The 14,303-nt window shown below is 67.4% G+C and carries 13 protein-coding genes; 3 read left to right on the top strand and 10 right to left on the bottom strand.

The features are described from left to right. Positions 1-105: 105 nt before the first annotated feature. Positions 106-819, bottom strand: a complete 714-nt coding sequence (locus OEX18_03815) for a sugar transferase (GenBank protein ID MDH4336388.1) — start codon at positions 817-819, stop codon at positions 106-108. 325 nt (positions 820-1,144) lie between these two features. On the opposite strand from OEX18_03815, the gene OEX18_03810 reads away from it, so the two are divergent. The 3 genes from OEX18_03810 to OEX18_03800 are packed head-to-tail and all read left to right on the top strand — an operon-like array spanning position 1,145 to position 4,281. Then, complete coding sequence (locus OEX18_03810) at positions 1,145-1,363, top strand: hypothetical protein (protein ID MDH4336387.1); 219 nt, start codon at positions 1,145-1,147, stop codon at positions 1,361-1,363. 3 nt (positions 1,364-1,366) lie between these two features. After that, positions 1,367-2,749, top strand: coding sequence for a class I SAM-dependent methyltransferase (locus OEX18_03805; protein MDH4336386.1), 1,383 nt, complete (start codon positions 1,367-1,369; stop codon positions 2,747-2,749). Beyond that, positions 2,746-4,281 (top strand): sulfatase-like hydrolase/transferase, encoded by a 1,536-nt coding sequence (locus OEX18_03800; protein ID MDH4336385.1) that lies wholly within the window; start codon positions 2,746-2,748, stop codon positions 4,279-4,281. The genes OEX18_03805 and OEX18_03800 overlap by 4 nt, the downstream gene beginning before the upstream one ends. On the opposite strand, the gene OEX18_03795 is transcribed toward OEX18_03800, so the two are convergent. The 9 genes from OEX18_03795 to OEX18_03755 all read right to left on the bottom strand — a co-directional run bounded on the left by OEX18_03795 (position 4,262) and on the right by OEX18_03755 (position 14,275). After that, positions 4,262-5,749, bottom strand: coding sequence for an O-antigen ligase family protein (locus tag OEX18_03795; GenBank protein MDH4336384.1), 1,488 nt, complete (start codon positions 5,747-5,749; stop codon positions 4,262-4,264). The two genes, OEX18_03800 and OEX18_03795, sit on opposite strands and share 20 nt — an antisense overlap. 58 nt (positions 5,750-5,807) lie before the next feature. After that, positions 5,808-6,656 carry a DUF3108 domain-containing protein gene (locus tag OEX18_03790; GenBank protein MDH4336383.1) on the bottom strand — a complete coding sequence of 283 codons (849 nt, stop codon included), beginning with the start codon at positions 6,654-6,656 and terminating at the stop codon, positions 5,808-5,810. Then, positions 6,653-7,774, bottom strand: a complete 1,122-nt coding sequence (locus OEX18_03785; protein MDH4336382.1) for a glycosyltransferase — start codon at positions 7,772-7,774, stop codon at positions 6,653-6,655. The genes OEX18_03790 and OEX18_03785 overlap by 4 nt, the downstream gene beginning before the upstream one ends. Further along, a complete protein-coding gene (locus OEX18_03780) occupies positions 7,771-8,808 on the bottom strand; it encodes a glycosyltransferase family 9 protein (GenBank protein ID MDH4336381.1) in 1,038 nt (345 codons plus the stop codon). The genes OEX18_03785 and OEX18_03780 overlap by 4 nt, the downstream gene beginning before the upstream one ends. Then, positions 8,805-9,836: a glycosyltransferase family 9 protein gene (locus tag OEX18_03775; GenBank protein MDH4336380.1), complete on the bottom strand. Its 1,032-nt coding sequence runs from the start codon at positions 9,834-9,836 to the stop codon at positions 8,805-8,807. The genes OEX18_03780 and OEX18_03775 overlap by 4 nt, the downstream gene beginning before the upstream one ends. Further along, complete coding sequence (locus OEX18_03770; protein MDH4336379.1) at positions 9,833-10,345, bottom strand: adenylyltransferase/cytidyltransferase family protein; 513 nt, start codon at positions 10,343-10,345, stop codon at positions 9,833-9,835. Before OEX18_03770 ends, OEX18_03775 begins: the two co-directional genes overlap by 4 nt. Continuing rightward, on the bottom strand, positions 10,342-11,337 hold the full coding sequence (locus OEX18_03765) for a PfkB family carbohydrate kinase (GenBank protein MDH4336378.1): 996 nt from the start codon (positions 11,335-11,337) through the stop codon (positions 10,342-10,344). Before OEX18_03765 ends, OEX18_03770 begins: the two co-directional genes overlap by 4 nt. A gap of 65 nt (positions 11,338-11,402) precedes the next feature. After that, positions 11,403-12,443, bottom strand: a complete 1,041-nt coding sequence (gene waaF, locus OEX18_03760) for a lipopolysaccharide heptosyltransferase II (GenBank protein ID MDH4336377.1) — start codon at positions 12,441-12,443, stop codon at positions 11,403-11,405. After that, positions 12,440-14,275, bottom strand: a complete 1,836-nt coding sequence (locus OEX18_03755) for an ABC transporter transmembrane domain-containing protein (GenBank protein MDH4336376.1) — start codon at positions 14,273-14,275, stop codon at positions 12,440-12,442. Before OEX18_03755 ends, waaF begins: the two co-directional genes overlap by 4 nt. Positions 14,276-14,303 lie beyond the last annotated feature (28 nt).

Here is a 14,303-nt window from a genome sequence, read left to right as displayed (position 1 = left end):
CCCATTTCTCAAAACACGAAAACATGGAACTTACTACCATTATTAAGGTTGCGACTTGAGGCCGGGAACCGCAAGCATTAAAACGGCAAAGAGCATGCCACCCGGTCAGTACGCTCCGCGCCGAGCCATAACCGCCGGTATTGTCTTTGCCAGGATCACGACGTCCGTCCACAGGCTGCGCGTCCGCAGGTACTCGACATCCAGCCGCATCCACTCGTCGAAACCGATGTGGCTGCGGCCGGATATCTGCCACAGGCACGTCAGCCCCGGACGCGCCTCCAGCCGCCGCCGCTGCCACGGCTCATACTTCGACACCTCGGCCGGAAGCGCCGGCCGCGGGCCGACGATGCTCATATCTCCCCGCAGGACGTTGAGAATCTGAGGAATCTCATCCAGGCTCGACCGGCGCAGGAAGCGCCCCACCGGGGTTATGCGCGGGTCGTCCCGCATCTTGAAGATCGGGCCCGCCTGCTCGTTGAGCGCCGCCAGTTCGTCGAGTTTGCGATCCGAGCCGGCGTACATCGACCGGAACTTGAGAAACGTGAAGCGCCGTCCCCCCTGCCCGATCCGCGTCTGGCGGTAGAGGATCGGGCCCGGGCTGTCCAGCCGGATCATGACCGCGAGCAACGGTACGACCGGCGCGATGAGCAGCAGTATCAGGAAGCCGAAAACGAGGTCGAACAACCGCCGGGACACGCGGTACCCGAACGGCTCGGCCGTCGCCATGACGTCGACTGCGGGGAACTCCGGGGCAGCCCTCGACGGGGACAACGCGGCGCGCGTCCCGCCTTCCTGCTGCAGAGGCGAATGGTGCTTCATCTGGGTCGCTGCCAATTAAAAACCTGTGGAACCGCACACCAGGCTTCGCCGGGTGGCGCCCACGTCGTTCGCGGACTTGCGGGGTCACGCCCCGCGGCAAAACCAACTGTACCGAGAATCCGCTAGCAAACGGCCCGAAAGGCACCTCCTGTAGACGCTAGAGGATATCAGACCCGGGCGCGCCGGTCAAGGTCGCACGCCGGGGGGGGCGGACCAGGTGGGGACTCGTTCGCGGCCGCGCGATCTGGTATGATTAACGGGTCGTGACCGCCACACCAGGGGGCCGGTCGTCCACCAGCGATTCGCAGTTGTCAGAGGAGTACTGATGTCCCGCATCTACACGGCGGTCTTCGCCGCTTTGCTCATGCACTCGTTCGTCTTCCTGGGCAATGCCCATGCATATCTCGACCCGGGCACGGGAAGCTACATCCTGCAGATGCTCATCGCCGGCCTGCTCGGCGCAGCCTTCGCCGTAAAGATCTTCTGGATGCGAATCCGGCGCTTCTTCACGGGCGTCTTCTCCCGTGGGAACAGAGACGACTGACGAATGAGCCGGATCGACGGCGGCTCCTTTCGAGACCCCAGCGGATTCATCTTCGAGACCAACGGACGCCTGTTCAGACAGGTGAACCGGAGCTTTGCCCCGGCGTTCGACGGCTTCGTGCAGGGTGGTCTCTACGACGCACTCGTGAAGGATGGACTCCTCGTCCCCCACCAGGACGTCCCCCTGGATGGCATCGACTCCCCGCGCCCGGAAATCGCCCACCGCATCATCGAACCGCGGCGAATTCCCTTCGTATCCTACCCCTACGAATGGTGCTTCTCGCAGCTCAAGGACGCCGCCCTCACCACGCTGGCCATACAGCGCCTGGCACTCGAGCACGACCACATTCTGCGGGACGCGAGCGCCTACAACATCCAGTTTCTCGACGGGCGCCCGGTATTCATCGACACGCTGTCCTTTGAACCCTACCGCGAAGGCGAACCGTGGATCGCATACCGGCAGTTCTGCCAGCACTTCCTGGCGCCGCTGGCACTCGCCGCCCACACCGATATTCGCCTCACCCGGCTGAGCCGCGAGTACATCGACGGGGTTCCCCTCGACCTCGCCAGCCGGCTGTTGCCGTTCCGCACCCGGCTGTCCCCGCCGCTCTTCCTCCACCTGCACCTGCACGCGGGTTCCCAGCGGAGGTACGCGGGCACCACCGCGGTCCGCCGGCGCAAGGTGAGCCGCCTCTCCATGCGCGGGCTCATTGACAACCTGAGCGCCGCGGTGAACCGCCTGCACTGGCGGCCGGGCGGAACCGAGTGGGGCGACTACTACGACGCCACCAACTACACGGGTACCGCAGCGCAAAGCAAACCGCGCATCGTGGCTGACTTCATCGCCCGAGTTGCACCCCGCTCTGTGTGGGACCTCGGCGCCAACACCGGCGTGTTTAGTCGTATCGCCGCGGACCAGGGCATCCACACCGTGGCCTTCGACGTGGACCCCGCGGCGGTGGAAAAGAATTACCTGGAGACCCGGCGCCGTAACGAGCAGCACATTCTCCCCCTGGTCATGGACCTCACCAACCCCAGCCCCCCTCTCGGTTGGGCCCACGCCGAACGCGCCTCACTGGGCGCCCGCGGGCCGGTGGACATGGTCATGGCACTGGCATTGATCCATCACCTCGCCATTTCCAACAACGTGCCGCTGGAGCGGATCGCGGCCTACCTGGCCGGCGCGGGCGAAAGTCTCGTCATTGAATTCGTGCCGCGGGAGGACTCGCAGGTCAGGCGACTGCTTGCCACCCGCGCAGACATCTTTCCCGAGTACACCATCGACGGGTTCACGGTGGCGTTCTCGCGCTACTACGACATCCTCGATACCCGCCCGGTCGAAGACTCGGAACGCACGATGTTTCTCATGCGCCGCACGCAGCGATGAGAACACGCACCCTCCTGCTGCCCTTCCTGTTTGCGGTCGCGCCGGTGCTCTCGCTCGCGGCCAGCAACGCCGGGCAGTTTCAGGCGTCCGAAACGCTTCTCCCCCTGGCGGCGGTGGTGCTCCTGACCGTGCTGGTACTGCCCCTGCTGACGTTCGCCCTGCGCGGACTGCAGCGGGGTGCGGTGGCCCTGGCGCTGGGATGGTTCGTCTTCTTTGCGTACGGGCACGTGGCCGCCGCCATCGGCGGCGCCGGACTGACCGGACTGGCCGGTCCCAGTGTGCTCCTGCCCTTATTCGTTCTCGCATTCCTGCTGGCTGTGGTGGCGATTGCGCGCGCTCCGGCGCCCCCCGCCCGCCTGGCTTCCGTCCTCTTCCTCGTCGTCTCCGTCATGATCGGGTTCTCGGCGGTCACCCTGGTACGCTTCGCCGCCACCCAGCGCACACCGCCGGCCGGCAACCTCCTGCCGGAGGAGTCCATCGTGGCCCGGCGTGTGGAGCGCCGCCCGGACATCTACTACATCATCTTCGACCGCTACGCATCCGCGCAGACGCTGGCGGACCGGTACGGTTTCGACAACGGACCCACGCTCGACTTCCTCCGATCGCGCGGTTTCTACGTGGCCGACGACAGCCGCGCCAACTACCTCGTCACGGCCCAGTCGCTGGCGTCGTCGCTCAACATCGCGCACGTTGACGTCCTTGCAAACACGGTGGGGCCCAACTCATCGGACTGGAGACCGGTCTTCGGCCTGTTGACCGACCACCGTGTCGCGCGCCTGCTGAAGTCGCTGGGTTACCGCTATCTCCACGCCGGCCCCGCCTGGAACGCCACCGCCGAGAACCCCTATGCCGACCACAACTACGTCTACGAGTTCCTTCCCGAATTCACGGCGATTCTTCTGAGGACGACCGCGGCGTACCCGGTTCTCCACCGCATGGGGATTGGACGCCTCGACGTGGAGAAGTACCGGCGGATCAACTACCAGCTCGAACTCTTCGGCGGGCTGGCGCGCACGGAGCAGCGCCCCTTCTTCCTGTTCGCGCACCTTCTGGTGCCGCATGGACCATTCGTTTTCAATGCGGACGGGTCTTTCCGGGATCCGGGCACGGCCACCTCCCACACCGAGCCGGAGAACTACCTGGCGCAGATGCAATTCATCAACCAGCGTATCCAGCGCCTGGTGGACGAGATACTCTCCCACTATCCGGCCGACGATCCACCGGTGATCGTACTGCAGGGGGACGAGGGTCCCTATCCCGCGCGCACCCAGCCGCACGGCTTTGACTGGTCACAGGCCACGGATGAGGAAATGAATGAGAAGATGAGGATACTCAACGCGATTTATGCGCCGGGGTGCGAGGACGCGTTCTACCCCTCACAGACGCCGGTAAACACGTTCCGCATGCTCTTCAACTGCCTCTTCGACACCGGTCTCCCGCTGCTCCCCGACCGCAGCTACGCCTACCTCGACCTCCAGCACCTGTATGATTTTCAGGACGTGACCGACCGCATCAACGCGACGTCGCACTGACGCCGTTGGCCTGCGCCGCCAGCTTGCGGCGCACGAGCGCGGCCGTCGCCACGACCACGCCGAAGCACATCCAGACGATGTAGGGATAGATGTCGTCGCGCTGGTGATCGGTGCGCAGCTGCTCCACTGCCAACACGACAAACCATATCTGCCCGAGGGCCAGAAATGTCCCCAGGGGCGTGCCGCGCACCCCAGGAAGCCGCCACAGCCGGGACTCCCGGAACACGGCCCACATCACCCACAGGAACCCGCCCAGCCCAAGCAAGCCCAGCGTGACCAGGTAGAAGAGGTAGCCGTTGTGCGGCCAGTAGCGCTTGGTCAGCCCGATACCGGTTCCGTAGTAGGGGCCGTGACCGATGAGCGGGCTCTCCATGGCGTAGTCGAGGGCCGGCCTCCAGGTCATGGTTCTGTTCTCGGGGACGAAACCCTCAAATTCGGTCTGCTGGAAACGATCGAACACCGACACCGCGATTGTCCGCTCACTGAGCACGCTGTCCATCACGTACAGCGTCGAGAGCCCGAAGACCACCAGCAGGATGACACGCGCCGTTCCGATGGTCCGCCTGAAAAAGAAGAGCGCCATGGTCAATCCGATCAGCAACCCGGTGGTCGCGCCCCGGTTCGCCGTCGCGAGAATCGCCACCAGCGTGGTCCCCACCGCCACCAGCCAGAAGCTCTTCTCCGCCGGATTGCGTGCGCGCAGGAAGTAGAAGACCATGAACAGAATCATCTGCGTCCCGAAGTCCGCTAGCATCCCGTGGCTTTCAAAAGCACCACCGACGCGCAACCCCTCGATGCGGCGGGACAGCTGTCCCTCGCCAAAGTTCCGGGCCAGGCCGATCCAGCCGGGAATGAGGGCCGCTCCGGGGAAGAACAGCTCCATGACCGCCGTGATCATCACCAGGAAACACGCCACGCACATGATCTTGCCGAGGCGGAACAGGCGCGTCTCGTCGTTGACGAACATCATGATTGAGTAGGCAAACGCGCACGCGGTGAGGTTCCGCCACAGCACTCCGACTCCCCGCGCAAGGACCAGCGAGTCGCTGATGGTGATCATGGACACCACGAACGCGAGCAGGAACAACGCCACCGGGCGATCGATCGGCGTGCGGTGGGTCAGCGGAATCTTCGACGAGGACGCGCGCACCGCCCAGATCATCGGAATGATCGTCATCAGCACGTTGTTGGAACTGCCAATCGAAATGCCGCTGGGGAACGGAAACAGGAGCGCAAAGAGATACACCGACCACACCATGTCGAAGCGAAACATCAGCGTCATCAGGCCCATGATGACCAGGGCCTTGATGGCACGGTGGGAGGGACGCACCGCCTGCTGCGCGGCGAAGAAGGCTCCGACCGCAACCAGCGCCGCCACCGGGACCACACGCAGCGCGATGTCGAGCCCGCGGTCGAGCACGCGCGGAACCGCACCGCGGCGGGATTCTGGGAGTGTCTGTGACTTCATGGCTGTGGAAGCCGCGTGGCTCCCTGCCGGGGTCTGCAATCTCCGTGCCCCCGGCGGACTACCGCCCGCCCTTTCCGGGCGCGATCTGGTAGGACTTCAGAATCGCCGCCACGTGCCCGATGACCACCTTGCTCTTCATGAGCACGGGCATGCGCACGGCATCGTCGGTCAGCCACACGGTGAGACGCCCCTTCTGGGTGAAAACACCGGGGCCGCGCAGGATCGGCTCCACCACCAGGCAGTCGAACTCGCCCGCGTCCACCTTGACGCGCTCGCGCCGGTGCACCTTCACCACCAGGGGGTAGTTCTTGCCATCGATGTGATTAGCGATGGCGATCGACTGCCCCACCTCCAGCGGCAGGGTGCGAACGTAGTAAAGCGCCGAGAGGACATCCTGCGCCATCGGCGGGATGGGCACGGTCTTGTCCTTGTAAATGGCCTTGTGTCCGATCTGGTCGAATTCCACGGATTCATCGCGTTTGAACTTTCCCTCGCGGACATGTTTCTCATAGTGAAGGCTGTACAACTCGGTGGTGTCCACGAATGACTCGTAGCGATCGCGCACCTCGTAGAACTTGGAAAAGAACTCGTTGGTGCGGGCGTCCGATACGATTCGATAGGCGGGACGACCGCGGATGGTCGCCACGTTGCGCACCTCCAGTGTCGCCTCGCCTGCGGTAATCAGACCGTACTGCACCGAGAACACCAGCTTCTCACCGGCGCCAAAACCCACGTGGGACGGCGCCAGGATGATGGTGCTGTCCGGCGGCAGTTCGTCCGCGTACAACGAATCATAGAAGGTATAGCTGGAATCCACGGGGGCTGCGACACCGTCCCCGGCAGCAGGACGCAACGTTGCAAAGACGGCTGGAATCAGCAGGCACAGGAACATCGCAGCGTGCTTCATCGGATGGCGTCCTTTTCTCCAGGGGGGTGATTCGCGTGACAGAGGCGGCGATAGACGTCCAGGGTCTTGTACACCGTGTTGCGGTAGTCGTATCCGTGCGATCGTTCGCGACCGCCCCGGATGCACGCCTCACGCAGGGTTTCATCGTCAAGCATGCGCAGAATCGCGGCCGCAAGCAAGTCCGGGGAACGGGGCGGAACCAGGAGCCCGCTCTCGCCGTCCTCGACGATCTCGGGAATGCCACCGGTGCGCGTGGCCACCACCGGGATTCCCACCGCCTGGGCGTCCATGATCGAAGTTCCCAGCCCTTCCAGGTAGGAACTCATCACGAACACATCGAACATTCGCAACAGATCCAGCGCGTCGGGCCGGAACCCGGTGAACACCACCCGGCCAGCGATGCCCAGGCTCCCCGCGAGCCGCTCAAGGTCCGCGCGCAGGGCCCCCTCCCCGACCACGAAGAAGCGAACATCGTCGCGCGTGGCAAGCACGTGTCCCGCCGCACGCAGCAGGTCCGACTGTGACTTGTGCGGCGCGAGCGCGGCGATGTTGCCCACCACGCGCGTGGCACCGTCGAGACCGAACTCGGCGCGCACCGCCGTCGCCTCGCGGCCGCGGGCGAACTTGTCCAGATCGATACCGCTGGGAACCACGTCGATCGACGCGGGCGGCACGCCGCCGGAGATCAACACCTCGCGCACCTGGCGTGAGATGGCGATGTACGCGTCCGCGCCGCGGCGGTACTTCCAGCGCCCGGGCAACCCCTTGCCCACCGGAAAATCCACCCGGCGGCTGACCACGTGCGGCGGCCGCGCCGCGAGCCCCACGCGCGCGGCCGACACGGCGCCGTGCGCACGCGACGCGTGCGAGTGGACGATGTCGAAGCGCCCCGACGCCATGGCGCGGCGCAGCGCACCCAGGCCCGTGGCACGGCCGTTCCAGGCGATGCGATCCACATCGAGCGCTGCGGCGCGCTCGAACAACGCACCCTCGGGCGGCGCCGCCAGCGTCACCGCCGCGCCCTCGGCCACCAGCCCCTTCATGAGCAGGCGCACCTGCTCCTGCCCGCCACGCCAGGAGCGTTCCGAATCCACCATCAGCACGCGTAGCCAACTCATGCCGCCGCCTCCAGCGTCCTGCGCAGCACGGTCATCACGTCATCCACGGCAAGGTCCATGCAGGGCGCACCGTATGGACACGACAGGCGCCGACACGGTGAGCACGACAGTCCCTTCCACAAGTACGCGTCTCGCGCGCCGCCCATGTGCCATTCGCGCGGATCGGTGGATCCAAACACGGTGACGGTTGGAACGCGCGCGCATACCGCGAGATGCTTCAATCCGGAATCGATGCTCACCAGTGCGGCCAGGTTGGCCAGCGCGCCGGTGACGTCGCGCAGCGCAAACGACGGCGACACCACCGCGCCCGACTGCGACGCAATGCTCTGCGCCAGCGCTTCTTCGCCCGGCCCCCACATCACCAGCGCCTGGCCACCGTCGCCCGCGATGGCACGCGCGAGATCCGCGAAGCGCCCGGGCGCCCAGAACTTGGACGCAACCGGTCGGCCCGGGTTCAACCCCACCAGCCGGCCGCCGTCGATCACCGCGGCGTCCACACCCGCCTCGATCAACCGGGTGCGCGCCTGCTCACGGCTCTTCTCGTCCACCCGCAACGCCGGCGGCACGCTGCCGGCGGCGGCGGCCCCGGCGTGACGCGCCAGGCGCGCGCCCCACACCAGCGGGGTGTGCGGAATGCGCACGCCGTCATGAAACTCTCCCCGCGGCTCACGAACGGTGTAGGCGAGACCGCGGCCGCGCACGTCGTACCCGGCGCGCATCGGCGCACCCGACATCAGCGAGATCAGCGCCGAACGGGCGCTGCCGTGAAAATCGATCGCCGCCACCGGGTGCAGCGCGCGCAACTGGCGCACGAATGGGATCCACGCCGGCGCGCCGCCACGCCGCGGCGCCACCATCACGCGGTCGATATACGCCAGTCCCTTCAGCACCTGGTCGAACGGCGCGTCCACCACGTAGGCCACGCGGCGCTGCGGTGCAAATTGCCTGAGCGCGCGCACCGAGTCGAGCGCCGCCAGCACGTCCCCGAGCTGACGCAGGCGGATCGCCACCACCCACTCCTCGCGAACGCTCATGCCGACGCCCCGCTGCGCTTCCACGCGAGCACGTCACGCACCTGTGCCAGCACCGCCGCAGCGGAGAGATCGTTCAGGCACCGGGTGTGTCCCAGCGGGCACTCGTGCCGATGGCACGGCCGGCACGGTACGTCGATGAACGCCGCGCGGTACGGACCGTGCCCCGCGTACGGAAACCACACCGACGGTTCGCTGCTGCCAAAGACTCCCACCGTGGGCGTTCCCACCGCGGCCGACACGTGCATCACGCCCCCGTCGCACGCCACCATGGCGTCCAGACGCGAGAGCATCGCGGCCAGCTCGCGCACGGCCATCGGCGGCGCGTAGCGGGCCTCGTCTCCGATCTCCGCTCGTACCGCCTCGGTGGCCGCCACCTCCCCCGGCCCGGTGAACACGATCACCTCCGCACCCAGCTGCGCGCTCAGCGTGCGGATGAGTTCCACGAACCCCGCCGTCGGCCAGCGCTTGACACTCCACTTCCCCCCGGGGTGCACGCCGACCAGCGGCCGGCGAACCGCCCCCCGGCGCTCAAGCGTGTGATCCGCGCGCGCACGTTCGTCGGCGCGGATCGAAAGTGACGGCAGCGTGGCGCTTCCGGTGACACCCAGCGGTGCACCGTACTGCATGAAGATGTCGGTCACACGCCGGATCGACTGCGGCACGCTGACCGGATGCGTGTAGAGATGGCGGCGTCCGCGGCGATCGCCGCCCACGCGCAGTGGTGCGCCCGTGCTCCACGTGAGCCACGCACTGCGCGGGTTGGAATACAGGTCGATCACCGCACGGTAACGGCGGGCGCGCAGCGCGCGCACCAGGCGCAACGCCGCGAGCACGCCGGGGCGCTGTTCAAAAACCGCGGCAAAACGGGTATCGCCGGCGAGCAATTCCGTGCCGGGGCGGCGTGTGAGGTAGTCTATTTCGGCGCCGGGACAGGCGTCGCGCAACGCATCCACCAGCGGCAGCGACAGCACGACGTCGCCGAGGAAGTTGAGACGCGTGACGAGGATGCGGTCCCGCGGCGGCTTCATTCGCCTGCGGGACCCGGCGGCCCGTTGCGCGAAACGGCGCGCACCCGTGCCACGACCTCCCGCGATGCGTGGGTCTTGGGATCGCCCGCGATCACGGTCTCGATGCCGAGTTCGCGTGCAATCTCACGCTCCGGAACCGTCTCGGCGGTATAGTCGGTTCCCTTCGCGTGCACGGCGGGTCGAATACCGCGCAACAATCGCTCCACGGTGTCGTCCCCGAACAGCAGCACCGCATCCACGCAGGCCAGCGCGGCAACGAGCGCCGCTCGGTCCCGCGCCGGCACCACCGGGCGGCCCTCCCCCTTGATGCGCCGCGTGCCCGTGTCGTCATTGACGGCCACCACCAGGAAATCACCATGGCCCGCCGCGTCGGCCAGGTAGCGCGCATGCCCCACGTGCAGCGGGTCGAAACAGCCGTTGGCCAGCACGACGCGCTTCGCCGCCGCGGCGGCGATCACGGCGCGAATCGCCTCGATGTCGCCACAGACCGACACCACCCCGCCCTTCATCGCGCCCCACCGGATTCGATCGCGGCGCGCACCTCCTCCGGAGACGCCGTAGCCGTGCCGCGCTTCATCACCACCACCGAGGCGGCGAAGGTCGCCATGCGCGCGGCTTCCCCCACCGTCGCACCCGCCGCCAGCGAAAGCGCCACCACCGCCGACACGGTGTCGCCCGCGCCGGTCACGTCGGTCGCCGCGGTGTTGCCCGCGATCCCGACGCTTTCGACACCGTCAGCACCGCACACGACCATTCCCTTGCTGCCACGCGTCACGATTACGCTCTCGATCCCGGTCTTTGCCGCCGCCCGGCGCAGCGCCGCCGGATCGGTGAGTGCGCTCTCGTCCGCGAGTTCCAGCGCGGCGATCGCCTCCACCTCGTTGGGCGTCGCCACGGTGGCCCCGCGGAACGCCCGCATGCGATGGCGGCTGTCCACCACCACCGGAACCGCGCGCGACCGGCACGCGCCGATGGCGAGTTCGATGGTTTCGCCGTCCAGCACACCCAGCCCGTAGTCCGCGAGCAGCAACGCGCCGCAGGACTGCGCCGCGTGCGCAACCGCCGCGTGCAGCCGCTTGCGCTGTGCGGCGTCCAGTGTCACGTGGTGTGACCGGTCCACGCGGGCCACCTGTTGCTTCTGTGCGTTCATCTCTCCGGCCAGAATGCGCAGCTTGGTCGACGTGACCGCGGACTCGGGCCGCATCAGGTGCGCCGTGTCCACCCCGCGGCCGGCCAGCAGGGACTGCAGCGCGTCGCCCTCGCGGTCCGCCCCGAGCACCCCCACCGCCACCGCCGCGCCCGCGAGCGCGGTCACGTTCTGGGCCGCATTGGCGGCACCACCCGGGTGGTACACCGTGTCCTGGTAGTCCACCACCACGATGGGCGCCTCGCGCGAGACGCGCGCGGTCGTGCCCAGCACGTACTGGTCCAGAAGGAAGTCCCCCACCACGCCCACACGGAGCCCGGAGAAGGACGCAAGAATGTCCAGGAAGCGGTTCATCGGTTTCGAGCGGGAATATTAGCCCAGCCAGCGGGGCCCGGGCGAAGGCTTTCTCGGCCCGTCTTTCAGGCCCGCGGCGTGACGCCGGCGGCCGGCCGGGCCAGGAAGGCGCGCACACCCGCCTCCACGTCCTCCACCGCAATCCCGTTGAAGCACTCGAGTTGCGTGGGACACCGGCGGCGGAAGCAGGGGTTGCAGTGCACCGCGTGCTGGAGCACCTGCACCGGTCCGCCGCGCGGCGCCGTCCAGGCGGGCGCCGTTGAGCCGAACAGCACCACCGTCGGCGTCGCGAGCGCGGCCGAGACGTGCGGTGCCCCGCTGTCGTTTGCCACCAGGGCACGCGCGCCCTTCACCAGCGCGAAGAACTCTCCCAGGGTGGTGTCTCCGGCCAGGTTGACCACCCCGGCCCGGCCACCCGCCACCCGCTCGCAGACGCCGCGGTCGCCCGACCCCCCGGTGACCACCACCGGAACATCCCGCGCCAGACGTCCGCACAGGTCGTTGTACCGCTCCCATGGCCACGCCTTCGCGGGACCGAAGGCGGCCCCCGGAACCACCACCACGTAATCCCCCCCCACGCCGGCGTGCGACAGCCGTGCGGCCACCGCCTCCCGTTCCGCCGCCGACACCCGCAGGCGCGGATCCCCCGAGCCGCCGGGTGGTGCGCCGAGGCGCCACGACAGCTGCCGGTACGCCTCGCTCAAGTGGAGGGTGCGCGGCGGCACGGCCGGCGCCTCGGAGAGGAGCGGGCGCCGCCCATCGCTGGCGAATCCAACCCGCGTTCGAACGCCGGCCAGCCAGGGCCCCAGCGCGCTGGACAGCGACGGGGGCAGCACCAGCGCCGCCGACGTGCCGTAGGCGCGCAGCGCGCGCGCCCGTTCCCGGATACGACTCAGACGCCCGGCGGCGCCGTCGACCCACACCTCCGCCACACCCGGGGCGCCCCAGAAGACGCGCGCCGTGTAGCGCGGACAGAGCACGGCGACGTCCGCGTCCGCGCCCAGGCCGGCGATGGCCGGCAGCGACATGACCGCATCGCCCAGCCAGTTGGGGGCGATTACCGCCGTCCGGCGGCGTCGCTCCGGTGCGCTGAACGATGGCGTCATGCGGTGGCGTGGCCGAACTGCAGCTGGTAGAGGCGGTGGTAGACACCGCGGCGTTCGAGCAGTTCGACGTGGGTTCCGTGCTCGGTAAGGCAGCCGCGATCCAGCACCAGGATCTTATCCGCGTGGCGGATGGTGGAAAGCCGGTGGGCGATGACGAATGTGGTCCGTCCTTCCAGCAGGCGGTCCATGGCGTCCTGCACCAGGCGTTCGCTCTCGCTGTCGAGCGCACTGGTGGCCTCGTCGAATATCAGGATCTGCGGATCGCGCAGAATGGCGCGCGCAATGGCGAGGCGCTGCTTCTGTCCCCCGGAGAGCTGCGCGCCGCGATCACCCACCACCGTGTCGTAGCCGTGGGTGAAACCGGTGATGAAGTCATGCGCGTTGGCCGTGCGCGCCGCGTTCTCGATCTGTTCGCGCGTGGCGCCGGCGCTCCCGTAGGCGATGTTGTTGGCGATGGTATCGTTGAACAGAATGGTATCCTGGGTGACGATCCCCATCAGCGCGCGCAGCGACGACAGCGACACCTCGCGCGTGTCCACGCCATCCAGGGTGATGCGCCCGCCGCTGGGCTGATAGAAACGGGGGATGAGATCGACGAAGGTGGTCTTGCCCGCACCGCTCGATCCCACGATGGCCACCACTTCCCCGCGCGCGACGCTCACGCTCACGTCGCGCAGCACCGGCTCGCCGCGCTCGTATTCGAAATTGACGTGCTCGAAACGCAACTCGCGCTCGAACACGGCCTCGCGGCCGCCGCGGTCCAGAGGTTCACCGGGCACATCCAGCAGGTCGAACACGCGCTGCGCCGACGCGTTGGCCTGTTGCACGACGGTGCTGAGCTTGCTCAGGTTCTTCAGCGGCGTAATCACGAACAGCATGGCCGCCACGAACATCACCAGGTTCTCCGCGGGGATGCCGCCGGCCAGCACCCGGTGCCCGCCGTACCAGAGCACCACCGCGAACGAGGTGGTGCCCAGCAACTCCGAGGTCGGCGCGGAGAGCGCCGCATACAACTTCATCTTGATGAACTGCATCATGTGGCGATAGCTGTAGCGGCCGAACCGCGCCTCCTCCTGCTCTCGCGTCCCGAAGGCCTTGACCAGGCGCACGCCGCCGATGGTCTCCTCGAGACTCGCGGTCATGTCGGCCATGCCCTCCTGTGCCCGCCGGCTGCGCCCGCGCAGCTTGCGCCCCACCAGGTCCATCAGCAGCACGTTAATGGGAATGATGCACACCACCAGCAGGGTGAGACGCCAGCTGACGGTGAGAATGATAACCACCGCCAGCAGGGTCATGAGCACGTTGCGCATCACGCTGGCTGCGACACCGATCACAGCGCCGTGCAGCATGGACACGTCGTTGGTGACACGCGAAATCAGATGACCGGCGCGCTCGCGGTCGAAATACGACAGCGGCAGATCCAGGATGTGGCCGTAGATGTCACGCCGCACGCGGAACAGGACGCGTTGCTCCAGGTACTCGGTGAAGTAGGTCTGGATGTACCCAAAGATGTTCTTCACCAGCATGAGCGAGATGAGTGCGATGATGAAGCGGGCCAGGCGCTCGTTGGCATCCCCTGCGTACATCCATCCCTCGAACGCGGTCTTCACATCCACCCGCGCGCTCTCCATCCACGCCGGCAGCGGCAGCCCCTCACCGCTGGGTGCGCTGGCCGCGGGCGGTTCCTTGTCGAGGATCACGCGCAGGAAGGGCGGAATGAGCGTGAGCGACACCCCGCTCAGGGACGCGAACATCGTCACCGTGATCGACAGCAGGACCAGGCGCTTCCAGTACGGGCGCACGTAACCGAGCAGGCGTTGGTAGGTATTCATGGAGCGGGCTCCCCCCCGGGGGGCACCG

The sequence above is a fragment of the Candidatus Krumholzibacteriia bacterium genome, assembly GCA_029865265.1.
Lineage (GTDB): Bacteria > Krumholzibacteriota > Krumholzibacteriia > WVZY01 > JAKEHA01 > JAKEHA01.
This window is presented reverse-complemented; position numbering and strand designations above follow the sequence as displayed.

Coding starts and splice junctions, on each gene's coding strand:
- OEX18_03815 (MDH4336388.1), bottom strand. CDS start 819: ATGAAGCACCATTCGCCTCTGCAGCAGGAAGGCGGGACGCGCGCCGCG.
- OEX18_03810 (MDH4336387.1), top strand. CDS start 1,145: ATGTCCCGCATCTACACGGCGGTCTTCGCCGCTTTGCTCATGCACTCG.
- OEX18_03805 (MDH4336386.1), top strand. CDS start 1,367: ATGAGCCGGATCGACGGCGGCTCCTTTCGAGACCCCAGCGGATTCATC.
- OEX18_03800 (MDH4336385.1), top strand. CDS start 2,746: ATGAGAACACGCACCCTCCTGCTGCCCTTCCTGTTTGCGGTCGCGCCG.
- OEX18_03795 (MDH4336384.1), bottom strand. CDS start 5,749: ATGAAGTCACAGACACTCCCAGAATCCCGCCGCGGTGCGGTTCCGCGC.
- OEX18_03790 (MDH4336383.1), bottom strand. CDS start 6,656: ATGAAGCACGCTGCGATGTTCCTGTGCCTGCTGATTCCAGCCGTCTTT.
- OEX18_03785 (MDH4336382.1), bottom strand. CDS start 7,774: ATGAGTTGGCTACGCGTGCTGATGGTGGATTCGGAACGCTCCTGGCGT.
- OEX18_03780 (MDH4336381.1), bottom strand. CDS start 8,808: ATGAGCGTTCGCGAGGAGTGGGTGGTGGCGATCCGCCTGCGTCAGCTC.
- OEX18_03775 (MDH4336380.1), bottom strand. CDS start 9,836: ATGAAGCCGCCGCGGGACCGCATCCTCGTCACGCGTCTCAACTTCCTC.
- OEX18_03770 (MDH4336379.1), bottom strand. CDS start 10,345: ATGAAGGGCGGGGTGGTGTCGGTCTGTGGCGACATCGAGGCGATTCGC.
- OEX18_03765 (MDH4336378.1), bottom strand. CDS start 11,337: ATGAACCGCTTCCTGGACATTCTTGCGTCCTTCTCCGGGCTCCGTGTG.
- waaF (MDH4336377.1), bottom strand. CDS start 12,443: ATGACGCCATCGTTCAGCGCACCGGAGCGACGCCGCCGGACGGCGGTA.
- OEX18_03755 (MDH4336376.1), bottom strand. CDS start 14,275: ATGAATACCTACCAACGCCTGCTCGGTTACGTGCGCCCGTACTGGAAG.